Source organism: Alteromonas sp. B31-7 (assembly GCF_015767655.1).
GTDB lineage: Bacteria > Pseudomonadota > Gammaproteobacteria > Enterobacterales > Alteromonadaceae > Alteromonas > Alteromonas australica.
On record NZ_CP065233.1, the window covers coordinates 1,274,537 to 1,297,815 of the forward strand.

21 protein-coding genes are annotated in these 23,279 nt (G+C 43.4%); 6 read left to right on the forward strand and 15 right to left on the reverse strand.

Translation table 11 applies throughout. The features are described 5' to 3' along the window. Positions 1–20 precede the first annotated feature (20 nt). Positions 21–2,012 (reverse strand): RecQ family ATP-dependent DNA helicase, encoded by a 1,992-nt coding sequence (locus tag IUA53_RS05315; protein ID WP_044448245.1) that lies wholly within the window; start codon positions 2,010–2,012, stop codon positions 21–23. Between the two features lie 72 nt (positions 2,013–2,084). Then, entirely contained in the window at positions 2,085–2,792 is a 708-nt protein-coding gene (locus IUA53_RS05320; RefSeq protein ID WP_044448243.1) for a transposase, read from the reverse strand. A gap of 6 nt (positions 2,793–2,798) precedes the next feature. Here IUA53_RS05320 and IUA53_RS05325 point away from each other — a divergent pair, with 6 nt between their 5' ends. Both IUA53_RS05325 and IUA53_RS05330 read left to right on the forward strand, forming a co-directional pair. Beyond that, positions 2,799–3,038 carry a hypothetical protein gene (locus tag IUA53_RS05325; protein ID WP_044448241.1) on the forward strand — a complete coding sequence of 80 codons (240 nt, stop codon included), beginning with the start codon at positions 2,799–2,801 and terminating at the stop codon, positions 3,036–3,038. 40 nt (positions 3,039–3,078) lie between these two features. Further along, positions 3,079–4,200 carry a zinc-binding dehydrogenase gene (locus IUA53_RS05330; RefSeq protein ID WP_044057742.1) on the forward strand — a complete coding sequence of 374 codons (1,122 nt, stop codon included), beginning with the start codon at positions 3,079–3,081 and terminating at the stop codon, positions 4,198–4,200. Positions 4,201–4,349: 149 nt separating this feature from the next. On the opposite strand, the gene IUA53_RS05335 is transcribed toward IUA53_RS05330, so the two are convergent. From IUA53_RS05335 to IUA53_RS05345, 3 genes are all read right to left on the reverse strand, one after another. Continuing rightward, entirely contained in the window at positions 4,350–5,024 is a 675-nt protein-coding gene (locus IUA53_RS05335; protein ID WP_044448239.1) for a nitroreductase family protein, read from the reverse strand. Between the two features lie 221 nt (positions 5,025–5,245). Next, positions 5,246–5,623 (reverse strand): hypothetical protein, encoded by a 378-nt coding sequence (locus tag IUA53_RS05340; RefSeq protein WP_044448237.1) that lies wholly within the window; start codon positions 5,621–5,623, stop codon positions 5,246–5,248. 247 nt (positions 5,624–5,870) lie between these two features. Continuing rightward, complete coding sequence (locus tag IUA53_RS05345; protein WP_044448235.1) at positions 5,871–6,230, reverse strand: hypothetical protein; 360 nt, start codon at positions 6,228–6,230, stop codon at positions 5,871–5,873. Between the two features lie 312 nt (positions 6,231–6,542). On the opposite strand from IUA53_RS05345, the gene IUA53_RS05350 reads away from it, so the two are divergent. Beyond that, positions 6,543–6,989 carry a retropepsin-like aspartic protease gene (locus IUA53_RS05350; RefSeq protein ID WP_044057738.1) on the forward strand — a complete coding sequence of 149 codons (447 nt, stop codon included), beginning with the start codon at positions 6,543–6,545 and terminating at the stop codon, positions 6,987–6,989. Between the two features lie 52 nt (positions 6,990–7,041). Here the strand turns inward: IUA53_RS05350 and tal are convergent, their stop codons facing one another. Both tal and IUA53_RS05360 read right to left on the reverse strand, forming a co-directional pair. Further along, the gene (gene tal / locus IUA53_RS05355; protein WP_044449681.1) at positions 7,042–7,995 is read right to left on the reverse strand and encodes a transaldolase; all 954 of its coding nucleotides are present in this window, start codon (positions 7,993–7,995) and stop codon (positions 7,042–7,044) included. A gap of 22 nt (positions 7,996–8,017) precedes the next feature. Then, a complete protein-coding gene (locus IUA53_RS05360) occupies positions 8,018–9,004 on the reverse strand; it encodes a Gfo/Idh/MocA family protein (RefSeq protein ID WP_044448233.1) in 987 nt (328 codons plus the stop codon). 198 nt (positions 9,005–9,202) lie between these two features. On the opposite strand from IUA53_RS05360, the gene IUA53_RS05365 reads away from it, so the two are divergent. Next, positions 9,203–10,807 (forward strand): glycoside hydrolase family 43 protein, encoded by a 1,605-nt coding sequence (locus IUA53_RS05365; RefSeq protein WP_196898641.1) that lies wholly within the window; start codon positions 9,203–9,205, stop codon positions 10,805–10,807. A gap of 131 nt (positions 10,808–10,938) precedes the next feature. Here the strand turns inward: IUA53_RS05365 and xylA are convergent, their stop codons facing one another. The 7 genes from xylA to IUA53_RS20360 all read right to left on the reverse strand — a co-directional run bounded on the left by xylA (position 10,939) and on the right by IUA53_RS20360 (position 19,624). Next, the gene (gene xylA / locus IUA53_RS05370) at positions 10,939–12,258 is read right to left on the reverse strand and encodes a xylose isomerase (RefSeq protein ID WP_044448229.1); all 1,320 of its coding nucleotides are present in this window, start codon (positions 12,256–12,258) and stop codon (positions 10,939–10,941) included. Between the two features lie 97 nt (positions 12,259–12,355). Then, positions 12,356–14,365 (reverse strand): transketolase, encoded by a 2,010-nt coding sequence (gene tkt / locus IUA53_RS05375; RefSeq protein WP_044448227.1) that lies wholly within the window; start codon positions 14,363–14,365, stop codon positions 12,356–12,358. Between the two features lie 7 nt (positions 14,366–14,372). Next, positions 14,373–15,830 (reverse strand): xylulokinase, encoded by a 1,458-nt coding sequence (gene xylB, locus IUA53_RS05380; RefSeq protein ID WP_196898643.1) that lies wholly within the window; start codon positions 15,828–15,830, stop codon positions 14,373–14,375. 164 nt (positions 15,831–15,994) lie between these two features. Next, positions 15,995–17,164 (reverse strand): endo-1,4-beta-xylanase, encoded by a 1,170-nt coding sequence (locus IUA53_RS05385; protein WP_231401263.1) that lies wholly within the window; start codon positions 17,162–17,164, stop codon positions 15,995–15,997. 72 nt (positions 17,165–17,236) lie between these two features. Further along, positions 17,237–18,280 (reverse strand): glycoside hydrolase family 43 protein, encoded by a 1,044-nt coding sequence (locus IUA53_RS05390; RefSeq protein ID WP_044448225.1) that lies wholly within the window; start codon positions 18,278–18,280, stop codon positions 17,237–17,239. A gap of 14 nt (positions 18,281–18,294) precedes the next feature. Then, complete coding sequence (locus IUA53_RS05395) at positions 18,295–19,167, reverse strand: MFS transporter (RefSeq protein WP_332310821.1); 873 nt, start codon at positions 19,165–19,167, stop codon at positions 18,295–18,297. Continuing rightward, positions 19,097–19,624 (reverse strand): MFS transporter, encoded by a 528-nt coding sequence (locus IUA53_RS20360; protein ID WP_269748620.1) that lies wholly within the window; start codon positions 19,622–19,624, stop codon positions 19,097–19,099. Before IUA53_RS20360 ends, IUA53_RS05395 begins: the two co-directional genes overlap by 71 nt. Before the next feature lie 254 nt (positions 19,625–19,878). On the opposite strand from IUA53_RS20360, the gene IUA53_RS05400 reads away from it, so the two are divergent. Continuing rightward, complete coding sequence (locus IUA53_RS05400) at positions 19,879–20,952, forward strand: endo-1,4-beta-xylanase (RefSeq protein WP_231401264.1); 1,074 nt, start codon at positions 19,879–19,881, stop codon at positions 20,950–20,952. A gap of 128 nt (positions 20,953–21,080) precedes the next feature. On the opposite strand, the gene IUA53_RS05405 is transcribed toward IUA53_RS05400, so the two are convergent. After that, on the reverse strand, positions 21,081–21,782 hold the full coding sequence (locus IUA53_RS05405) for an NUDIX hydrolase (RefSeq protein ID WP_196898645.1): 702 nt from the start codon (positions 21,780–21,782) through the stop codon (positions 21,081–21,083). A gap of 201 nt (positions 21,783–21,983) precedes the next feature. Between IUA53_RS05405 and IUA53_RS05410 the strand changes: the two genes are divergently transcribed. Beyond that, positions 21,984–23,171, forward strand: a complete 1,188-nt coding sequence (locus IUA53_RS05410) for a XylR family transcriptional regulator (protein ID WP_044448219.1) — start codon at positions 21,984–21,986, stop codon at positions 23,169–23,171. The last annotated feature ends 108 nt before the right edge of the window (positions 23,172–23,279 follow it).

The window sequence follows — 23,279 nt, forward strand, 5'->3', positions numbered from 1 at the left end:
GTACTCTGGCCCCATTATTTCTAGATTAGCTCGCTAACTAGTTGCTTCACATCTGCATAACGGCAGTGTTCACAACTTCCGTAGCCCTTAACTTGCTTCACTTTCAATCGAGTAAAGAGAGGCATGGTCATGGCGGTTAAAAATCGGCAATAGATGGATATCGTGATTGGGTCATTAAATTTTCCCTCTAGGTGTGCTCTTAGTGCTGCCATTGCTGCAGATACTTGTTCTCTCTCTGGTGTTGGTATGGGGCTTGAATAGCTAAGTTTTGCGACTTTGCCTTCGCAAACGCTGCAATGGCCGCATTTACGTGGCGCTTGGTTATCATCGAAATAGGCTGATAAGTTGAAATTTAAACAACTATCTTGTTCAAAAAACTGAATTAGCGCGGCAATTCGCTCAACCTCTTTTTGTTCATTTTCAGCAAAATAGCGCGCCAATTTGTCGGCTAATTCACTTTGTTGAAGTAATGAATAGTCAACACTGTACACATCGGTAATTAAGCGCGACGCCAGCTCAATATGATTATGCTCGTGCAAATACTCTAGTGCAGCCACAACTCTCGAGCGCTCTGCCCCATATTGTGCGTAGATGCTATCGAAATTTACTACTCCCCATACTTTTTTCATATTTGAATGAGTAAAAACTGCTTCTAAGAATTCTCTTCGTTCTTTAGAAAATAAATTAAGGATGTCTACTTGCTCCGTATTGAAACGGAATTTATATTCGGCAAAGTAGGCGTACAGGGGGCGAATAACGTTGGCTAACTCTAACTGTACCAATAAAGTTTTTAAGGGTAACTGCCGAATGTTGCTTATACTCGATAAGCTGTTAATTTGCGTTTCCCACTGGTAAACGCTGCTACTTGTTGGGGTGGGGGGAGATTTGATATTAGCAGCTTGTAAGTGCGCAGGCGCTTGCGCTGAAATATCATCTATCACCCGCCGAATGGCGCTTTTATCGGGTGTGTCGCCATACACAAAATTTTCAATGGTCACCAAACCGTCTAAGTTTGCCAGCACTGTGCAGTTGGCTGTTCCTCCATCTCGCCCGCCTCGACCAATTTCTTGGCTATAGTTCTCAATAGATTTTGGCAAATCGTAATGTATAACAAAGCGAATGTCAGACTTGTCTATGCCCATACCAAACGCGATGGTAGCCACAACAACTTGCAGCCTATTTTCCATAAAATCTTGCTGAATACTTTGCCTAACATCATTGTGTAGACCTGCGTGGTAAGCTTGTGCGGCGTACCCATTTTGTTGTAGGTATTGCGCAACTTCTTGCGCGGTGTTTTGAAGGGTGACATACACAATACCCGCGCCTTGCTGTCGTTGTAATTCTTCTAGCAATACTTTGTTTCTATTGATACCTGCTACAGGTAACACATTTAAATTGAGGTTAGGTCTATAAAACCCTGTTTGGATAATATTTCCATGAGCAATATTAAAACGGCTGGCCATATCTAACTTTACTTTTTGAGTGGCAGTAGCCGTTAGCAATAATACTAAGGGAATGTTCAGTTCTTTTTGATAGGCCGGTAGCTTTAAATAGTCGGGTCGAAAGTTGTGGCCCCATTCAGAAATGCAGTGTGCTTCGTCTACCACTAACATGCTCACTTGGACCGATTCTATAAACTGTCTAAAACGCTCGTTTTTAAAGCGTTCTACCGACACCATTAAAATTTTGCAGCGCCCAGAACGCACGTCATTCATCACTTGCTTATTTTGCTCAGCAGTTAAAGTTGAATCGATGCTGGCCGCTGCAATACCTTTGCTGTGTAAAAACGAAAGCTGGTCTTTCATCAAGGCCAATAAAGGTGAAATGACCAAAGTTAAGTGGGGGAGCTGGGTAGCAACATATTGATAGCACAACGACTTTCCAGAACCAGTGGGAAATATCGCTAGTGTAGAACGCGCGTTGAGTAGGCCTTCAACAACCTCTTGTTGCCCTTGTCGGAAAGCAGTAAAGCCGAATAAATTTTGAAGCAATTGTGAATGGGGTGATGTCATCGTTACACGCTTTCCTTACAATGTTTGAAGAAAAATAATGGGGTCAGAGTACATTATTGAGCACCTGAATATTTAAGTTTTAGCTATTCTATTATTGCTAGCGGGTCGGCCGAGTGTTTCATTTTTTAATGTACTGCCAGTTAGCTGTTCTATGTGGTGTTTGAATTTTTTACTTCCTAAAGCTAACTCTTTTCGTGAGCTGGTTTGAATTTTATCTATGACCGATTGCGGTACGTCGTTTTTGAACAGAGTTCGGTAAGCTTTTAATCGCCGAAAGTCAGTTTTCCCCAATGATAAGTAAACAGGGTGCGGGCTGCATAGCATTGATTTAATGCCTAATGCATTTATCCGATAGCTTGACCATTTATATTCTGCTGGTGATAAAACCATATTGGCTCTCACGGGGTTAAGTTCAATGTACCGGTAAACCGCAAGCAGATATTCTTCACTGCTCACCAAGCTAGAGTTAAATCTCCCTTCCCATAACGTGCCGGTGCGGTTGTACTTATGGTTGAAGTACCTTACATACATTCGCCCTAATGATTGCATCATCGCGCTGACGCCACGATTATCTGAGTTAGGCGTGCAAAGTAAATGCACATGATTAGTCATTAAAACCCATGCGTGAATAGCTACGTCAAATTGCAGCGAAAACTTCTTTAACCAATGGGCGTATGCAATGTAGTCGCTTTCATCGGCAAAGCATATAGAGCGATTATTTCCTCGTTGAATGACATGCTGTGCAAAGCCAGCTGGGCCTAGTCGATGTTTACGAGCCATACCTTTATGAGTTACTTTTTGAGTTTTCTTTTTACTAAGATGGGCAATTTAAAAACTATCTACAACCCTGTACCCGCTAAAACTGGTCTAATAGACAGTGAGAAAAAGCTGGAAGAAAAAGATGCCGTGTACGCTCGTGAGAAAAGTACTCTGACCCCATTAACTCAGCGCCTTAATTATAAATCATTGGAACTCATATATATTCGCAATATAAATATTGCTGATAGTGGTGTCGTGTTAGCTTAAGAATATATTTAGCGTTATCACTAGGGCGGGAAACACCGATATGAATAAATCAAAACAACTTTTTACGCTTATTACCTCAGAAGGCGAGTTGCAAGTATCTCTTAAAGAGGTTGATGTACCAGAGCCTAAGCCCCACGAAGTTATTGTTCGTATGGAGGCCTCACCGATTAATCCTTCTGATATGTGGCCAATGTTTGGCCCCGCTAGTTTAGATAAGGCGTCGTTTAACGCTGATAAGGGTGCGCTTATTGCGCCAGTTCATAAGCCATTGCTAGCTCGTATTAAATCACGTCTTGATCAAACGTTACCTATCGGCAATGAAGGTGCTGGAACCGTAGTTGCCGCTGGCGACAGCTCAGAAGCGCAAGCGTTGATGGGAAAAACCGTATCTATTCTTACGGGAGCAGCTTACACCGAATACGCATGTGTTCCCGTGCAAGTTTGTTTGCCGCATAGGGAAGGTACTACTGCTCAGCAAGCGGCGTCTTCATTTGTTAATCCACTAACAGCACTTGGTATGGTAGAGACCATGCGAATGGAAGGTCACAAAGCATTAGTACATACCGCCGCAGCGTCTAACTTAGGCCAAATGCTGAATAAGATTTGCTTAGATGAGGGTGTGGAGTTAGTGAACATTGTGCGCAGCCAAAAGCAGGTGGATATGCTTAAAGAAATTGGCGCCAAAATTGTGCTTGATTCTAGCAGTGAGAATTTTAAAGCTGAACTTTACCAAGCCATTGATAAAACAGGTGCAACGTTAGCTTTTGACGCCATCGGCGGTGGCGAGCTTGTTAGCGATATTCTCACGATGATGGAAGCATCTGGCAGCAAAGATGCCAAGGGTTTTAACACGTACGGCTCTGATAGCAATAAACAGGTGTATATTTACGGCGGTTTAGACTTTTCTCCCACCATTTTAAATCGTGCGTATGGCATGACCTGGGGTATCGGAGGTTGGCTGCTAATGCGCTTTTTGGGCAAGCTTGATAAAAAGCGGGTGGGTGAGCTTTACCAAAAAGTAGCTGCAGAAATAAACACCACATTTGCCTCTTCTTACACCAAGGAACTTAGTCTTGAAGAAGCGCTGCAGCCTGAAAATGTAGCCCTTTACAATGCCAAAAAGACAGGCGAAAAATACTTAATTGTGCCAAACAAAGGGTAAAGAAATAATGGGGGCAGAGTACATTTCCCATACCCTCAAAAAGGAATGGGAAAGGGGGCGGCTTAACACTTTTGAGGGTCGAGCTTTAACTCCATGAATTGAACCGTAATAGCGCGTTCAAAAAGTACTCTGACCCCATTTTTAGTTTGTTAGAGGAAACTGGCTATTTCGCTGAGTGATTTCTTTTGCTTAGCATGGGTGGGAAGGGTGGCATCTTTAGCAGGATAACCGGCCACAATTAGCATGTAGGCTCTCTCATTACTAGGGCGTTGGCAAACGTCAGTTAAAAAGTTCATCGGTTTCGGAGTATGCGTTAAGGTTGCTAAGCCTGCGTTGTGCAACGAGGTGATAAGCATACCCACTGCAATGCCAACAGATTCATGGACATAGTAGTTTTGAGTTCTTTCTCCTGTATCTGTTTCCCCAAATTTTTGGCTGAATACCGCTATTAGCCATGGGGCAGTTTCGAGATAAGGTTTGCTGGCATCAGTGCCTAAAGGTTTTAGGTCGTTTAACCACTGCTGTCCAGCGCGCCCATCATAAAACCCCCGTTCGTGGGCTTCCGCTTGTTCGCGAATTTGCTTTTTTATACTCGCAGAGTGAATGGCAGAAAAATGCCAAGGCTGGTGGTTGGCGCCGCTAGGTGCGGTGCCTGCGGTTAAAATACAGTTTTCAATAATGGCTTTATCTACCGGTTTATCACTGAAATGACGAATACTATGACGGCGCTGCATGGCTTTTAAAAAGTCAGTGCTTCGAGCAAGCATATGTTCTTCAGGGTATTCGATGAAATCGTTAAGTGGTGAGTGATCGTGAGGTTGCATTTTTAGTCTCGTTTTACGTCACGTAATTGCAGAATAGCGTAAGGGAGAAATCACAGATTTTCAAAACAAATAATGGGGTCAGAGTACTTTTATCGTGAACTGTCATTTGCTCAGCGAAAAATGCGGCAACGTTATATTTCACGGCCAGGAATGTACTCTGACCCCATTTGGGCTTACTGTGCAGTTTTGCAGGGACTTAACCAGCCGCTACCACGCAACGCTTAATCGTCACACTCACTGACGTCGCCGCCCATCTTTTCTTTCATTGCCACACAGGCTTCGTGGGCTTTTTTGGCTGCTGCGTCTTTCCATTCACCGGTTTTTTCCGCGGTTTTGTCATAGGCATCAGAGGCCATTTCTTTGCCATCTTCATAGGCATCAGAGGTCATTTCTTTACCATCTTCATAAGCATCTGATGTGGCATTTTTAGTATCATCCCACGCGTCTGCCGTTTTTTCTTTTGCGCCTTCATAGGTTTCAGCTGTTGCTTCACCAGCCTTTTCCATTTCTTTTTTCATGTCTGTTTTTGCGTCTTCGTTACTCTCAGAACAACCCACTACAGATAATAATAGGGCTAACGCCATTGCTTTAGTTTTCATTGTGAAACTCCTTTTGCCTAATTAGGGGCAAGTGTATAAGCCAGTAAAAGTGTGGTTTTCAATTATTCGCAATCTGCTCATTCAAGTTACCAAGGCCGGATTGCCAACATTCGACGTTTCCAGTCTAGCTTAAATGTTGGTTAAAGTGTAAACAGAAGTTAAGGCGGTGGGGAAGAGGTCGCTTTTTTACTAAGAGGCCGTTCACTCATGCAATAGTGAACAGCCAATGTTGGTAATAAATGATGGCTTAAAAACGTTTGAAAGGAGGGCGCGTCCCCCGTTTTTGCGAAGTATTTTGCGCTTCCAATACTTCAAACTGGGCGACGTCATATACCGGCATCATAGTGACTTTTCTGCGGTACGGCGGTTTGCCACGCATCACGACTTCTTTAACGTCAACGTATTCAATGGCTTCTTGGCCTAGTGTTTCCAGTTGAGCAACATCACTCACGGGAACACTTACCGTTCTACGTTTAAAAGGTGGCTTACCAGAAAAATCGACCAGTTGAACATCAACCATCTCTTGATGAGAAACTTGTTCAGCCTGCGCTGCTAGAGGCAGGGTGGCAGTTATCAGTAGTGTGCCCAAAATATAGCGTAATTTCATGCTGGATCCTCTTTTTGCACCAAATTAGTACCTTTTCATATTGTATTAATGAAAATTTTTAAAACAATGATGATTCGTGATAGTCATAAGCTATCAGTTTTTTGGGATGTTCGGTTTTATCTTATCAAATGATGATGAAAAGAGGGGGTAATTCTATTTTTCGCCTGAATTTGGTGCGTTTTGATTTTTGTTGCGCATTATTGGTGCTTTTGCGTAGTGAGGAAAGGTGGGGACGCTATTGAAATCAAGGGATTAACGCCTTGGTGTCCAATTTGCTTTGTTTTTAGACTCTAATAGCTTGGTGCCTCTGCAGTGAAGATTCTTCGGTTTAGCTTAATCAGCATGATGCTAGTTTTCATTAACGCCGCATTTGCCATTGAACAACAGATCCCCCTCGCGCAAAGTGGTGGGGGAACCTTGTATCTGGAGGCAACCCTCGAATCGAGAGTAAAAGCAAAATTCTTACTCGATACGGGGTCAAGCTTGCTCACCCTAAATCAAGAAACCTTTGATGCGCTTACCCACAGAAAAAAACGTATTGCCATTAGAACCTCTGCAGCCAGATTGGCGAATGGTAAAATACTAAAGGTGGCTCAGTACCAACTCAGTTCAATTCGCATTGGTGATCATTGCGAGGTAGGGCCTGTGGAGGTGGCGGTGATCCCCAAGGGAAGTAATATTCTGGGGATCAACACGTTGCTGCGTGTAGCGCCGCTTACAATAACAGCAAATTCGGTGATATTGGCAGGCTGTGAGTAATCTATTTGCAGTCCACCAAATTAGACTAGTCACTTTGCCGATATTCCCACGCTTACTTAGAGGAAGCACGAAGGTTTTCCACTAACGCTTCAAGGGTTCGCTGATCCTTTGCAAAGTTGCGTATGCCTTCGCTAAGTTTTTCTGTTGCCATGGCGTCTTCGTTGTGTTGCCACAGGAATTCTTCATGAGATAGTGGCTTAATTTCTGCTTTTGATTTTTTATCAATCGCATCGGCATTAAGCTTGACGTCTAGCTTTCCTTCCATAGTACTTAGCTGCGATAGCAGGGCGGGGGATACCGTCAATAGGTCGCAACCGGCTAGCTGTAAAATTTCATCAGTATTCCTAAAGCTTGCTCCCATGACTGTGGTGGCGTAGTGATAGCGTTTGTAGTAGTGATAGATTTGCGTAACCGACTTAACCCCAGGGTCATTTGCGCCTTCATAGTCAAGCCCGGTTTTTGATTTATACCAGTCTAGAATGCGGCCTACGAATGGAGATATGAGGGTTACGCCAGCTTCTGCACACGCAATAGCTTGAGGCATTGAAAAAAGGAGTGTCAGGTTGCAGTTTATGCCTTCTTTTTCCAACTGCTCAGCCGCTTTGATACCTTGCCATGTGGAGGCGAGTTTTATTAGCACCCTTTCTCGCCCTATACCGCTCTTTTCATACAGCGAAATGATTTTTCTCCCTTTTTCAATGGAAGCTTGTGTATCGAAGGATAATCTAGCGTCAACCTCGCTGCTTACGCGGCCAGGTACATATTTTAATATTTCACACCCAAAATTAACGATTAGCTGATCGCATATATCATCAGTCGTTGCTTGCGGCTCAGCGCTGTCTATCGCCGCGAGAAGGAGGTGCTTATATTGAGGTTGCTTTGCCGCTCGAAGAATTAACGAAGGGTTAGTTGTAGCATCGATAGGAGATAGTGATTTTATCAAGTCTACATCGCCACTGTCTGCGACTATTGTTGTGACTTGTTTAAGTTGCTCTAAGATATTCATAAATTTATTCATTCACCTTAATTCAGCTGTTATCTTTTCCATTAGCTTCGATATTTAATCTAATATCATTTAGCCTTTTTAGGAGTTGGCGCGAAACCATGTGGCTTACAATAGAAGACTCTTTTTCACCTTTAAGAATTTTGTCACTCGCGTGACTTATTTCAAATTCAAAGCCGCTACCCTCACGGGCGTCAGCAAAGTGTTCAACAAGCGAATTCCCGTCGTAAAGAAAACATTCTTTTGCACTCCAAAAATCAGGAATTCTAATGGTGCCTTTACTACCAATGAGCCAGGCATCATTATTAAGCCGGCTTCTAAAACTGGTATGAAGCGTTGATGTAACCTGTCCCCTTTGGTAAATCCAAGTTACATCGTCTTCCACCCCATTGGTGGCTAAATGATGACTAACGAACTCCGTTGTTGGCTCGCTAATATTGAAAAGCGCATCTAGGGCGATAGGGTATATACCCATGTCTAAAAGGCATCCACCCCCAAGCTCTTTTGCATACTCCCTAGATTTTGGCTCATAGTGAACAGGGAAGCCAAAGCTGGCTTTTATATGCAATAGTTCACCAATTTCCCCTGATTCTACCCATGCTTTAGATTTTAGAATGGCAGGTAAAAAATAGGTCCACATGGCTTCCATAAAGAAGCGGTCTTGCGCGCGAGCTTCGGCAATCATGTGCTCTAATAAAGACAATGATGTGGTGGCAGGTTTTTCACATAAAACATGTTTGCCGGCCTGCATTGCTTGTATTGCATTTTCGCAATGAAGGGTATGCGGAGTGGCAATGTAGACAGCGTCAATGTTGGGATCTTCTAGCATCGACGTATAACTTCCATACGCATTGGGTATTTGGTGGTTGTGGGCAAAATGTTTAGCATCTTTAATATTTCTAGATGCTACCGCGTATAACTTGGAATTAGTGCAATGCCTTACGTCCTGTGCAAAGGTATTTGCTATACGAGCAGTTGAAATAATTCCCCAATTTACGATGTCTTTTTGCAATTCTCGCGTCCTTTAATATCGGTATTAGTGTCTGCTACGTCAGCTATCGTACACAGGTTATATGATTTTCTGTTACTTAGAATAGGATAGTAAAAATTAGTTAATAGTATGTAAGTAATCGTAATTGTTGGCGTTTTATAAAAGTTTCAACCTAAAGTCCCTTCTAGTTTGTGACATGAGCGTAAACGTATGACTCACATGAAAAATCCAATTTTACGGGGATTTCATCCCGACCCTACCATTGTCAGAGTAGGGGATGATTATTACCTGGCAACATCAACATTTGAGTGGTATCCAGGAGTCTGCATTTATCACTCTGTAGATTTGGTTAACTGGGTACTAGCGGCGCGACCATTAGCGAGCCTTGAATTGTTAGACATGCGTGGTAATCCCGACAGTTGTGGCGTTTGGGCGCCTTGTCTTTCGTATCACAATGAACGATTTTATTTGGCGTTCACCAATACTCGTCGCTTTCAGGGAGACTTTAAAGATACACCAAACTATCTTATTTCGAGTGAAAAGATAACAGGGCCTTGGTCTACTCCTCGGTTCATCAATAGCAGTGGGTTCGACCCCTCATTGTTTCACGATGACACAGGTAAAAGTTATTGGTTAAATATGATTTGGGATCACAGGCCGAGTAAAGTTAGAGGCAATCATGCTGGTCGCTTTTTTGGTGGGATTAGTTGCCAAGAAATTGATCTCAATACGGGTAAGCTACTTGGATCTCCTAGTGTAATATTTAAAGGGTCAGAGCTAGGCTTGGCGGAAGGACCTCATATCTTTAAAAAGGGTAACTACTATTATTTAATCGTAGCAGAAGGAGGCACTGATAAAGACCATGCCGTCACCATCGCGAGATCGGAAACTGTTTTCGGCCCCTATGAGCTACCATTAAATAGGCCATTATTATCCAGTAAATGCTCGCCTAACCTGTCTATCAAACGCTCTGGTCATGGTGATATATGCACAACGCCGGAAGGTGAGAGCATCTTAGTGCACTTATGTAGTCGGCCGTTGACATTCCGTGGTCGCTCTGTGATGGGGCGAGAAACAGCACTGCAAAAACTATCTTGGAAAGACGGTTGGCCAGAGTTAGCCAGCGGAGCTAACATCCCTTCATTAATTATCCAAACAGATAAGCATCCACACAATACTTGTTTCATTGAAAAGGTAGATTTTAAGCGGCAGAAATTACCGAATAGTTATCATTCGCTACGTTACCCTTTACCTAAAGAGGTTTTATACTACAGTCCCCACGCGCTAACCCTTCATGGGCAGCAAAGTTTAGGTAGCTTATTTGAGCAAAGCCTTTTGGCGCGACGCCAACAATCGTTTCGTTTCAGTTATACCACTGAGTTTTCTTTTTCACCTAAAAACTTTCAACAGATGGCTGGGTTAGTGTGTTACTACAATAGCAAGCAATATTATTATTTATACGTTACTTTTAGCGAGGAAAAGGGACGGGTTATAGAATTGTCATCCTGTCAGGGGCGAGCAAATTGTGAATACTTATTAGAAGAGCCAATAAAACTACCCGATACGGGGAAAGTGTATTTGAAAGCAAATATTGATCATGACTTACTTCACCTAGCTTACAAAACTGATGAAAGTGCTTGGCATTGGGTAGCAGTAAATCTTGATTACAGTATCTTATCTGATGAATTCGGAGAGGGTGGGGCTGGGGCGAACTTTACTGGCGCGTTTGTGGGGATCTGTTGTCAGGATTTATCTGGTGCGAGACAGCCCGCACATTTTTATTCGTTAAACTATCAAGAGTTTAATGAAGGCGAGGTTGGCTAAATCGGGTGGGTTCAGTGTGGAGAATGAGACGGAGAGTGCGTTAATTTTTTAACATTTCATCACGTCCATTTTGGAAAAAGGGCATGATTAACTCATGCCCTTTTCAATAAAAGCGAATGTATGGTAACTAATTAACCATAAATTATGCGGTTAACTTTATTTTCTAATAACTCTTGTTGACCCGTGTTGTGAGATGGGTTTAGGTTATCGCCGAGGGCTTGCTGAGAGAGCGATTCAAGAGAATAATTACCGCCTAGAATGTCTTTCCCAAGTGATGTATTCCAGCCCTGGTATCGAGATGAAACGGCTTCTGCCAAGAAGTCATTTTCCACTAATTGAGCAGCGCGTTTCAAGGCCATAGCCAGATGATCCATACCGCCTATGTGACCGTGGAATAAGTCTAGCGGGTCGGTACTTTGGCGGCGTAATTTTGTGTCGAAATTGAACCCACCGGTTGAGAAACCACCGGCCTTTAATATTTCGTACATTACCAGTGATAGTTCATCTACATTAATTGGGAATTGATCCGTATCCCAACCATTCTGCGCGTCTCCTCGGTTAGCATCTACACTGCCGAATATTCCCAAAGAAATAGCGGTGGCTACTTCATGATGGAATGAATGACCCGCTAAAGTGGCGTGATTGGTTTCAATGTTAACGGCAAATTCATTTTCTAGGCCAAACTCTTTAAGAAAACCATAAACCGTTGCGGTATCATAGTCATATTGATGTTTAGTGGGTTCTTGAGGCTTTGGTTCTATTAATAATGTCCCCTTAAAACCAATTTTATGCTTGTGCTCCACAACCATTTGCATGAACCGTCCCAACTGCTTTCGTTCTTGACGCAAGTCGGTATTGAGTAGCGTTTCATAGCCTTCACGACCGCCCCATAGTACATAGTTTGCACCACCTAAACGTTTTGTCGCATTCATTGCGTTAAATACTTGAGTGGCACCATAAGAAAATATTTCAGGGTTAGGGCTAGTCGCCGCACCACCTGCGTATCGCGGGTTACTGAAAAGATTCGCGGTTCCCCACAATAAGGATAATCCTGTTTCTTCCTGCTTTCGCTCCAGAACATCTGTCATCGTTAAGAAGTTTTCAGTGTACTCTTTCAGGTTAGCGCCCTCTGGGCTAACGTCTACATCGTGGAAACAATAATAAGGAATACCCAGCTTGCTAAAAAATTCAAATGCGACATCCGCTTTTTGTTTTGCTCTTTCCATGGCATTGCCCGGTTTCAACCAAGGGCGGCCAAATGTACCAGCACCAAAAACGTCGGCCCCATCCCAACAGAAGTTGTGCCAATAGCACGCAGCAAACCGTAAGTGCTCTTTCATAGATTTACCAAGAATTATTTCGTCTTCATTGTAATGTCTAAATGCAAGAGGGTTCTCTGAATTAGGGCCTTCGTATTTTATTTTTTCTACTGACTCGAAAAATTGAGACATGAGTAGTTCTCCGTATCTATGTTTATGTATCGGCGATTATTGAGCGTTTACATCGTTCTAACAATTATGTTTTTTGCTATTAGCATTCCGCTTATTGCTAAGGACTAGGGGTACCTATGTCGCTCAATATTTGTTTGCAAATCTCCTCTTGAGTGAGTTCAAAGTGTTCATAAAGCGCCTCCGCCTTTCCCGATTCGCCAAACGAATCTATGCCAAACACGCGGCCATCCAGCCCTACAAATTCATACCATGGCTGTGAACATCCGGCTTCTATTGCAAAGCGGTGCCTGATATGAGGGGGAAGGACCTTGTCTCTGTAACTGTTTGGTTGCTGTTGAAAGCGAGAAAAACAGGGAATGGAAACCACCCGAATGTTTAAACCTTGTTCCTTCGAGAGTTGGCTGGCCACCGATAACGCCAGCTGGACTTCAGAACCGCTCGACATAAGTATTAACGAGGGCGGCATTTTGCTATCCAAAAGGATGTAACCACCTTTCTCTATATTTTCTATGGATGCCGTCGTTTGTGGTGTGGGGGAAAGGGACTGTCTAGAAAAACATAACGCGCTAGGACGTGATGTTTGTTCTACCGCACTGTACCAGGCAACTGCAGTTTCAATTTCATCACAGGGACGCCAGGTATCAAGGTTAGGGGTCGCCCGTAAGTTCGCAATTTGTTCTATAGGTTGATGAGTAGGGCCGTCTTCACCAAGGCCGATTGAATCGTGAGTAAATACAAAAATATTGGGCAATTTCATTAACGCTGACATGCGAATAGCGTTTCTAGCGTATTCCATAAACATTAGGAATGTCGCTGCAAAAATTTTGTGCATACCGTAAGCTGACACGCCGTTTGCTATCGCTGCCATGCCAAACTCCCTTACACCGAAGTGTAAATACTGGCCTTGGGGAGTTGAATGAGAAAACGGTAACGCCTCTTTCCATTGCGTTAGATTAGAAGGCGCTAAGTCAGCAGAGCCACCGATTAGCTCGGGAATGATACTTTTGAGTTGATTAATCATACTTTCAGAGGCTTTTCTTGAAGCGATATTGGCTCTGTGTGATAAAAGGTTTTGCAAGTGTGCTTTTTTCTTTGAAAGAAACGCCTCTGGCAATGTACCTTTTAATCGTCGTTGAAGTTCAGAGGCGGCCTGCGGATATAGTTTCGCATAGTGGCTTAGCTTTTGATCCCAATCGGTTTGCCATGTCAGTCCTTTATCTTTGGCGTTCCAAGCGTTGTACATTCCATCGGGCAAAGAGAATGGTTCGGCGTCTACTCCAAGTGCTTGTTTGACTAATGATATCTCCTCTAAGCCTAGTGGCGCACCATGACAGGAATGGGAACCCGCTTTGTTGGGAGAGCCATGGCCAATAGTGGTTTTGCAACAAATGAGCGTAGGTTTCGACGCTTTTTTAGCCGCAATTATGGCGTTATCAATAGCCGTGGCGTCATGGCCATCTACATTTTGAATAACATGCCAGTTATAGCTTTCAAACCGTTTTGGGGTGTTGTCTGTGAACCAGCCTTCCACTTCACCGTCTATTGATATTCCGTTATCGTCGTAAAATACAATAAGCTTGCTCAGTTGCCAGGTTCCTGCAAGCGAGGCGACTTCATGGGATATTCCCTCCATTAAGCAACCATCGCCTACAAAGCAATAGGTGTAGTGATCGATGATATTAAAATCAGGTTTGTTGAATTCTGTTGAAAGCATTTTTTCGGCAAGAGCAAAGCCGACAGCATTAGCAATGCCTTGCCCTAACGGGCCCGTGGTTGTCTCTACACCCGGCGTGTATCCTTTTTCTGGGTGACCTGGTGTCTTGGAATGCAGTTGGCGAAAATGTGCAAGGTCGTCAATAGACACATCATAACCTGTGAGATGAAGTAGGCTGTAAAGTAACATCGAACCATGTCCATTTGACAAAACAAAGCGATCTCTATTCATCCAGTGTGGATCGCGAGGGTTATGAACCAAATGCTTACGCCATAGCACTTCTGCAATATCTGCCATCCCCATAGGCATACCTGGGTGCCCTGATTTGGCAGCTTCTACGCCATCCATGCTTAAAATTCGGATAGCATCAGCACATTGTTTGTTTGAAAACATATTCAATTTACTCTTTGATTTGTTGGTTGGTAAACATAGTGAAGGCTTCATACCTGCTCATCAGTAACTTATGGCGTGCTGGATTTGGACTATGCTCTTCTATTGCGTTAGGAACTGGGCAAAGGGTAGAGATATCTTCCGACGGGAATTCATTTATTTTAGCTAACTTGGCAGCGCCTAATGCAGGACCAACTTCGCCGCCTTGGCGGTAGGTAATTGGCATGCCAAGAACATCTGATATTAACTGCCGCCAAAACTGGCTTCTAGCGCCTCCACCAATAATGGAGATTGAATTTAAATGGACGCCTGCTTCCTGCATAACCTTAAGGCCATCTTTAAATGCAAAGGCAACGCCCTCTAGCACTGAATATGTCATGTCCTTACGCGTTGTACTGTGGGTTAGGTTGCAGAAACGCCCGGTCAAATCTGGGTTGTTGTGAGGTGTTCTTTCTCCACTTAAATAGGGAGTGAAATAACAGGAATGGGACGTCGTATCTTCGGGCGACTCGTCCAGTTCATTGAGTAACGTGGCGACATCACCATTGGCCGATATGTTAGCAAACCATTGTAAACAAGAAGCAGCACTCAGGTGCACTGACATAACATGCCACTTATTTGGAATAGCGTGACAAAAGCTATGTAACGCGGAGTTTGGGTTAAAGATAAATTTATCGGTCACGGCAAAAATTACGCCTGACGTGCCCAATGAAATCATCGCCTGACCGGTGTCAACGACGCCGCTACCAATGGCACCTGCCGCGTTGTCTCCAGCGCCACCCACGATGGGTATTTGATCCACCCCCCACTTTTTAGCGAGGTCTGCCTTCAACGATCCTGATGTTTCTGTACCTTCAACCAGTGAGGGCATATGTTTGCGTTTAAGATCGGCGAGTGCCAACAGTTCATCGGACCAATCCCTGTTTTTGGTATCGAGCCAGCAGGTGCCTGCTGCGTCAGACATTTCACTGACAAATTGTCCCGTCAGCAAATATCGAATGTAATCTTTTGGTAGAAGTACTTTGTCTATCTTTGCAAAGTTACTCGGTTCGTGTTCCTTTACCCACCTCACTTTTGGCGATGTGAAACCAGGCATAATTAGATTACCAGTGATGACGGTCGCTTCTGGGCATTCATTCATCATGTCAGTGCACTGCTTTTCGCTACGTCCATCATTCCATAGTATGGCTGGACGGATAACGTTTCCGCTTGTATCAATTAGAACTGCACCGTGCATCTGACCTGCTAATCCAATGGCTTTTACTTTTTTAAGACTTCCTCTTAGACTTAGTGCTGACATGGTATGATCAATGGCGTGCCTCCAGTCAGCAGGGGATTGTTCTGACCACTTTGGGTGAGCAGATGAAACGTTAAGGGAGTGGGATTCGCTATCAACCACCGTGCCCGCTGAGTCGCATACGACTATTTTGATTCCAGATGTACCAATGTCGATACCGATGTAATGCATGATATGTCCTCATTTTTTAACTCATCATTAACGAAGACTAGCGGCCAAACAATTACGAAAAGTACCATGTGAAATTATGATTCTTCTGGGATCAGTATTTATAGCGTGATTGAAGTGAAAACGTGAGGGCCCTATGTGCCGTAACACGACACATAGGGGGACTACTACAAAGTAAGAATTTTTTCTAATGCACCTTTTGGCGAGAAGTCTCGGTTCCACAATAATGGGTAGTTAGTACGATTAGTTACAGGGTAGTCATTTTTCCATGAGGTTGAATCGTCAACCCCCCAAAAGGTTACCCTGTCTATAGCGTCTGACTTACGTTTGAATAGGGAAAAAAGCGCTGTCCAACGAGCATCTAATTGCTTTGCAACCGACGTAGGTAAGTTCTCTTTATAAGGATCGAGAAACGCTTCGAACTCCGGCTCTTGAAACTGTTTATGGAGTAACCCCGAGCCTATGACTTGTCCCTCTTTTGTTATCGGCAGTACGTCAATATCTATCTCGCTTATCATCACCTTTACGCCCTCGGCAGCGTAAGCATCTATAGCCTCTTCGATGAGGCTAATACTCGGGTAATTCAGTCCCCAGTGACCTTGTATGCCAATACCATCTATACGAATGCCTTCTTTCTTTAGCATTCTTATCATTCGTACAATACCTTTCACTTTTCCTGGCTTCCAGGCATTGAAGTCGTTGTAGTAAAGTTCTGTGTTAGGCGCATATTTTTGAGCGGCTCGGAAGGCCATTTTAGCGAGTTTGTCTCCCCCACCTATCTGCTCTACCCAAATAGTGGGTCTGTAACTCCCATCATCGTCAATTATTTCGTTCAACACGTCCCATGCGTGAACCTGGCCAAGGTAACGTTCAGCCATCACTTTAATATGCGCGTTTAACACTCGGGATTGCTCCTCTTCATCAAAAGGTTCCCCCTTCTCATTTGTGAAGAACCAGGAGGGCGTCTGATTATGCCAAATTAAGGTATGTCCAATGACAAAGGCGTTTCGTGCTTTGGCATAATCAATAAATGCATCAGCCCTTGAAAAGTCATATTGCCCCCTTTGTGGGCTAACAACTTCCGCCTTCATGTCATTTTCAACGGTTAACGTGTTGAAATGCTTCGACACTAACTCGTTAGCCAAAGGGGAGTCTCCTTCTACAATACTTCTCCCTACCGCTGCACCTATCAAAAAGTCATCTTTGAAATGCGTTTTTAGAGAATCCGCGTCGACCATGTGGGGTAGAAGCAAGAGGCATAGCCACATTAATTGAACATTGGCGAATAGCGGGTATTTTTTATTGCGTTTAGATTTTTGTTGAACAGGTATCATCATTTGTCCACCGCATTAAAAGCCGCAGAGCGCCAGTTTGCTGCGCTCTTCGCGACGTAAATAAAATGGATAGGGTTACACGTGGTAGGCGTTGTAGGTAATAATTTTGCCTTGTTCATCATGTATCAATTCCGCCATTTTCACACTACGCAAGTGAGATTGGCCTTTTGACAGGGTGCTATCATGGTAGAACAAGTACCATTTATCCTGATAAGAGACGATACTATGATGGTTTGTCCAGCCTAGCACGGGCTCTAAAATAGTTCCCTGATACGTAAAAGGGCCTAGAGGCGAGCTCCCCGTGGCATACACTATTTTATGAGTATCGCCAGTCGAGTAAGAGAAGTAATAGACACCATTGTGTTTGTGCATCCAAGCGGCTTCGAAAAAACGACGGTGATTATCTCCGGCTTTAATTAACTCACCGTTTTCGTCGTAAATGAGAATATTTTTGGGCGGACTCTCTAATGTGAGCATATCGTCGTTTAATTTAGCCACCCGTGGGCAAAAAGCAGGGTCTTGTGGCGCTAGTTCTTTCGCTGAAGATGAATAGGTGTTGTGCTCCCAGTGCTCTAATTGCCCCCCCCATAGTCCACCAAAATACAAATAGAAACTGCCGTCGTCATCTTCATAGACAGCAGGGTCAATACTGTACGTACCTGGTATGAAGCTTTCTTCAGCAGCAAACGGGCCGTAGGGCTTATCGGATGTTGCCACACCAATACGAAATAACCCTTCAGTATCTCTTGCTGGAAAGTAAAAATAATAGGTGTCGCCCCTTTTAGCCGCATCAGGAGCCCATAATTGTGTGCTTGCCCACGGAATGTCGTCAAGGGTTAACGCTACCCCATGGTCTGTGGCGGTACTTAAGTCCTCTGATAAAGACAGAACATGGTAGTCTCGCATAGCATATTGGTCCCCGTCATCGTTAACTGATGGACCTTCTTCGGTCTCTATGTCGTGGGATGGGTAGACATAAATCTTTCCTTCAAACACATGGGCAGAGGGATCTGCCGTGTAAATGTGTTCCACAAGAGGCTTACTTTTTTGCTTCGTAGTAAGCTCCTCTGCGCGCTCTGCATCTTTAATTTGAACTTCTTCTGCATGACTTAATGGCATAATTAACCTGCTATTTATTTTGAAAGCGAATGTTGAATATCTAAAACAGTAGTTTCTGTGAGACGATATCTTGAGATGAATAAGACCGCTGCTAGCATGCATAGAGTGGGAATGCCGGCGAACGCAATGAGGATACCTTGTAGTGCCTCAGCAGATTGCGATTGGTTGGCTATATAACCAAACATTGATAGTAGCCAGCCTGCGAGAGCTCCCCCAATGGCAAAACCAAGTTTTATCGCTAGTAAATGACCAGAAAACGCTATGGCGGTAAGCTTCTTTCCACTCATTTTTTCGCCAAAGTCGATAGTGTCCGCCACCATTGAAAACATAAGCGGAGTAATGATCATGTGGGCGAAGTTAGCGATGAAAAATAGCCCAAAGATTAGGGATAAACTAGACGATGGAACAATGAAAAACAGAAGGTGGGAAACGATGACCACCCACAACGCTATTTTGAATAGACGAATTTTTTGTATCTTCTTTGTCAGTAAGTGGGTAGCAATAGCGCCTAATACTGAACCTGTGGCAGCCACGGTTAAGAATGGAGAAAGTAGATCTGGTGCTTCTAAGTAGTATTTTATGTAATGAGGAGCCACAGAAGAGCGTACGCCAATCAAAATAAGAGTGAACAAGCTAATAAGGGCAACTAGTGTCCATTGGCTATTCTTAATTAACGTATAAAAGTCACTCAATTTAGCTTTCTGGTAGGTACTAGCATCAAACTTTTCTTCACTGGTAAAGAAGTAGCAGAGAACAAAGCAAATGATAGCTAGCACACTCATTACAAGCATCGCTATCGGATATCCCTTTTGTTCGTTACCGCCACCAAAGAATAAAACGAGTTTTGGGATAGCCCAAACGACAAGAAACATCGCAAACATTGCCATTGCAAATCGGTAAGACTGCAAAGAAGCGCGCTCGGTAGGGTCTGTTGTCATCGTGCCACCCTAGAGCGCCGTAAGGTATATTGATTGCGGTGTATATCGTCATTAATAAACCATAGGTAACGTAGGCGTAGATAAGTTTGCCGTTGGAGGACCAATCTGGTGTGTAGAAGGCAAGGACGGCGAACACGCCAAAAGGAACTGCAAGGTATAAAAGATACGGGCGGTAACCACCCAATCTCGCTCTTGTTCTATCCGCAATGGTGCCCATAACAGGGTCGGTTATACCGTCGAATAGACGCACCACTAATAGTAATGTTCCCGCGGCCGCCGCAGTGAGGCCAAACACGTCGGTATAAAAAATTAACATAAAATTGGCGACCATCTGGAAGACGATGTTACTGGCGGTATCCCCTAGGCCATAGCCAAATTTCTGTTTAACACTTAGCGCTGTTTTCACGAAACATCTCACTCTTTCTAATTGTCAAAAACACTATAACTTAATATTTGTTAATATAAAGTATACTTTGTGAATTGCGCGTCCATAGAAAAACGTAAAAATGTAATGGAAATATTAAAAATGGTTGTTTGTCTTGGAGAGTATTGCTATCAGAATTTGTCGCTCATATTGACTATAAGGAGTGTATGGTGAAGTTAAAAAAACATATTGCATCTATATTTAGCGCGATGATTTTTGTGACAGGGTGTAATGGTATGTCCGAACAAAAGTCCGAAGTTGAATCACCATTTAGTTTAAAGCAGGCGTTTGAGGGCAAATTCGTTATTGGCGCAGCAGTGAACGAACATCATATAAGCAGTGAAGCGGACAACCTCTTGCTTACACAGCATTACAATACACTAACGCCAGAAAACATGATGAAGTGGGAAGAGATCCACCCTACGCCAACGCAGTTCTCCTTTGCACGTCCGGATGACTTAGTATCTTTTGCCGAACTTAACAATATGCAGGTGGTTGGTCATACATTGGTTTGGCACAGTCAAACCCCAGACTGGGTTTTTCATCGTGAAGACGGAAGCCGAAAGAGTAGGGAAGAGCTACTCTTGTTGATGAAAAATCATATCGATACTGTGGCAGGTCGATATAAAAATAGGCTATATGGGTGGGACGTGGTGAATGAGGCTTTCAATGAAGATGGAAGTTTAAGGCAATCACTCTGGTACGAAATTATTGGCGAAGACTTCATAGAAAAAGCGTTTGAATATGCTCATGAGGCAGCGCCAAAGGCGAAGCTTTACTACAACGATTACAATCTCTTTAAACCTGCCAAAAGAGAGGGGGTAGTGAGTTTAGTCAAACGGCTCCAGTCAAAGGGGATTAAGATAGATGGCGTCGGTATGCAAGCTCACTATTCGTTGGAACACCCTGATTTGAAAGAGGTTGAGGATAGTATTAAAGCTTTTTCTTTGTTAGGTGTAGATGTCATGCTTACCGAGCTGGATATTTCGGTGTTACCTTTTCCTGACGAAAACAACATGGGCGCAGATGTGGGATTGTCTATTGCGTTACAAGACGAATTTAACCCATACAGTGATTCGTTACCCTCTAATATACAAAAGGAACTTGCCAACCGTTACCAATCTTTATTCGCTATTGTAAACCGACACAGCGACAAGATTAGTAGGGTCACGTTCTGGGGGCTTCATGATGGGCATTCTTGGCGTAACGATTGGCCGATGCCTGGTAGAAAGGATTATCCACTTCTATTCGGTCATGATAAGGGACTGAAAGATTTTGCAAGACAGCTCCCTTTCGCTGAAGATAAATAAAACACGAAGACAATGGGTTTAGTATTAATCTAAGCCCATGTTTTAGTTGTGATTTACTAAGCGCGCCATCATTGTTATGAATGGTATTCGAATAAATGACGTCTTGGGTCAAAGAGATGGGATATGGGTTAAAACTCAAAGTTAAACCCATGTTCGCAGAGTTTTTGGTAAACGATGGGATCGAATCGATAATAGTTAGCAGCGCGATGCGTTACCCCTTTTTGCTTTTCTTGGCAATCAACCAATAAATTCATTTTGAGAATTTTTCGTCTAAAATTAGGTTTGTCGAGCTTTACGCCCCATATCGCTTCATACACTTCCAAGAGCTGTAGCAGTGTAAATTTCTCAGGTAGCAAGTTGAAACCAATGGGTTCAAAACGAATCTTGCGCTTTAACTGTTCAAGTGCCGCATCTACCAGCTTGTTGTGGTCATAAATAAGTGGTGGCAACTGTTTTGCGGGGTACCAGCTAACATCACTTGCGGTAAACCCTGCATGGAATGAGTAATTTTCGGGGCGAACTAAGGCGTAGTAAGCAATGGTTATTACTCTATCAAGGGGATATCTGTTTGGTGCGCCAAACGCCCTAAGTTGCTCCATGTGAAAGTCATTTTCACCGGTGATAGCCCTTACTAGCCTCTTTGCTGCATCATCAATATTTTCATTTATACCGACCCAGCCACCGAGTAACCCTTTTTTCCCTTCAGCGTCCCCCTCCTTGTATTCAGCCACGAGCACATTGAGCTTGCCGTCAATAATACCAAATACAATATTATCCACAGAGAGGTGAGGTAAGAATGACGATTTGTTAGGGCTGTAGGGTTCGGACATCGTTTCTAATTTCCTAATTGAAGAAATAAAATGTTAACAAATATTAAAATAATTTGTTAAATTGTAGTAGTCATTTTTACTTTAAGGTATCTTGTTGTGAGATTGTGCGGCTTTTGGTCAATCATTGAAAGACCATTCTTTAAATAACCGACCATACAAGCCTAATCAATGACATGGCATAATGATATTTGGAGGCGCATCTTGTTTGACGTTAAGCATAGTATTTCTCTCTTGTTCAATGCTAACAAAATCTATGATCGACAAGTGATTGAGGGTGTTGGCAATTATTTACAGGCATCGAAAGTCAATTGGGACGTTTACCTCGAGGAAGACTTTACCGCAAGGCTTAATCTTATTGATGAGTGGTCAGGAGATGGTGTCATAGCCGATTTCGACTCGGCGGAGATAAGAGAGGCACTTTCAAATTCAGATAAGCCTGTTATTGGCGTAGGTAGTTCTTATTTTGATGAGGCAGATTATCCGCCTGTGCCCTACGTGGCTACAGACAATTATCAAGTAGTTAAACAAGCATTTGATCACCTCAAAGGTAAAGGGTTAGAGCGTTTTGCATTTTACGGTGTGCCTGTAGACGCGTCTCACTTATGGGCAACTGAAAGGGAGAAAATCTATCAATACCTCACGCGCTCTCAAGGTTATGAACAGTTCTCTTATCAAGGCATAACCACCAGTCCCGAGACATGGCAATATGCAATCAATCGGCTTGCTGATTGGCTACATAGTTTACCAAAGCCCATTGGTATTATTGCCGTTACTGACAGTCGCGCCCGACATATTTTACAAGCCTGCGAGTTAGCCGATATTGCTGTACCCGATAAAGTCGCCGTTATAGGTATCGACGATGACGACATTGCTCGGCACCTCAGCAGAGTCAGTTTAAGCTCAGTGACCCAAGGCGCTGTTGAAATGGGGTATCGAGCAGCTAAACTATTGCACCGTCGACTAACCCGACCTTCCTCAAAAGCAGTGAGAGTGCTGATTCCACCCGCCGGAGTTTCTGCACGCCAGTCGTCAGATTTTAGTGCTCTGCACGATCCTTACGTGATCCAAGCAATGCAGTTTATCCGTCAAAATGCGACTAAAGGGATAAAGGTGGATCAAGTAACCGACTTTATTGGTATTTCGCGCTCGAACCTTGAACAACGATTTATTTTGGAACGTGGACATACCGTGCACACGGAAATTCATAACGAAAAGCTTAACAAGGCGCGCAATTTACTCGAGGAAACCGAACTCCCTACTAAATCGGTCGCAATGCAAAGCGGTTATCCTTCGCTGCAGTATATGTACGCAATTTTTAAAAAGCATTTTGGGCTTACGCCCACCCAATTTAGAGAAGAGCACTTCGTACGCGCACAGAAATCTAGATAAAACTCAAAGAAGATAAAGTGCAATGAAATTAATGGTGTTAACGATGTGATTAAAATTGTTGAAAATAATGTAAATTCATAACACTGTTAATAAGACTCGTAAATCTTG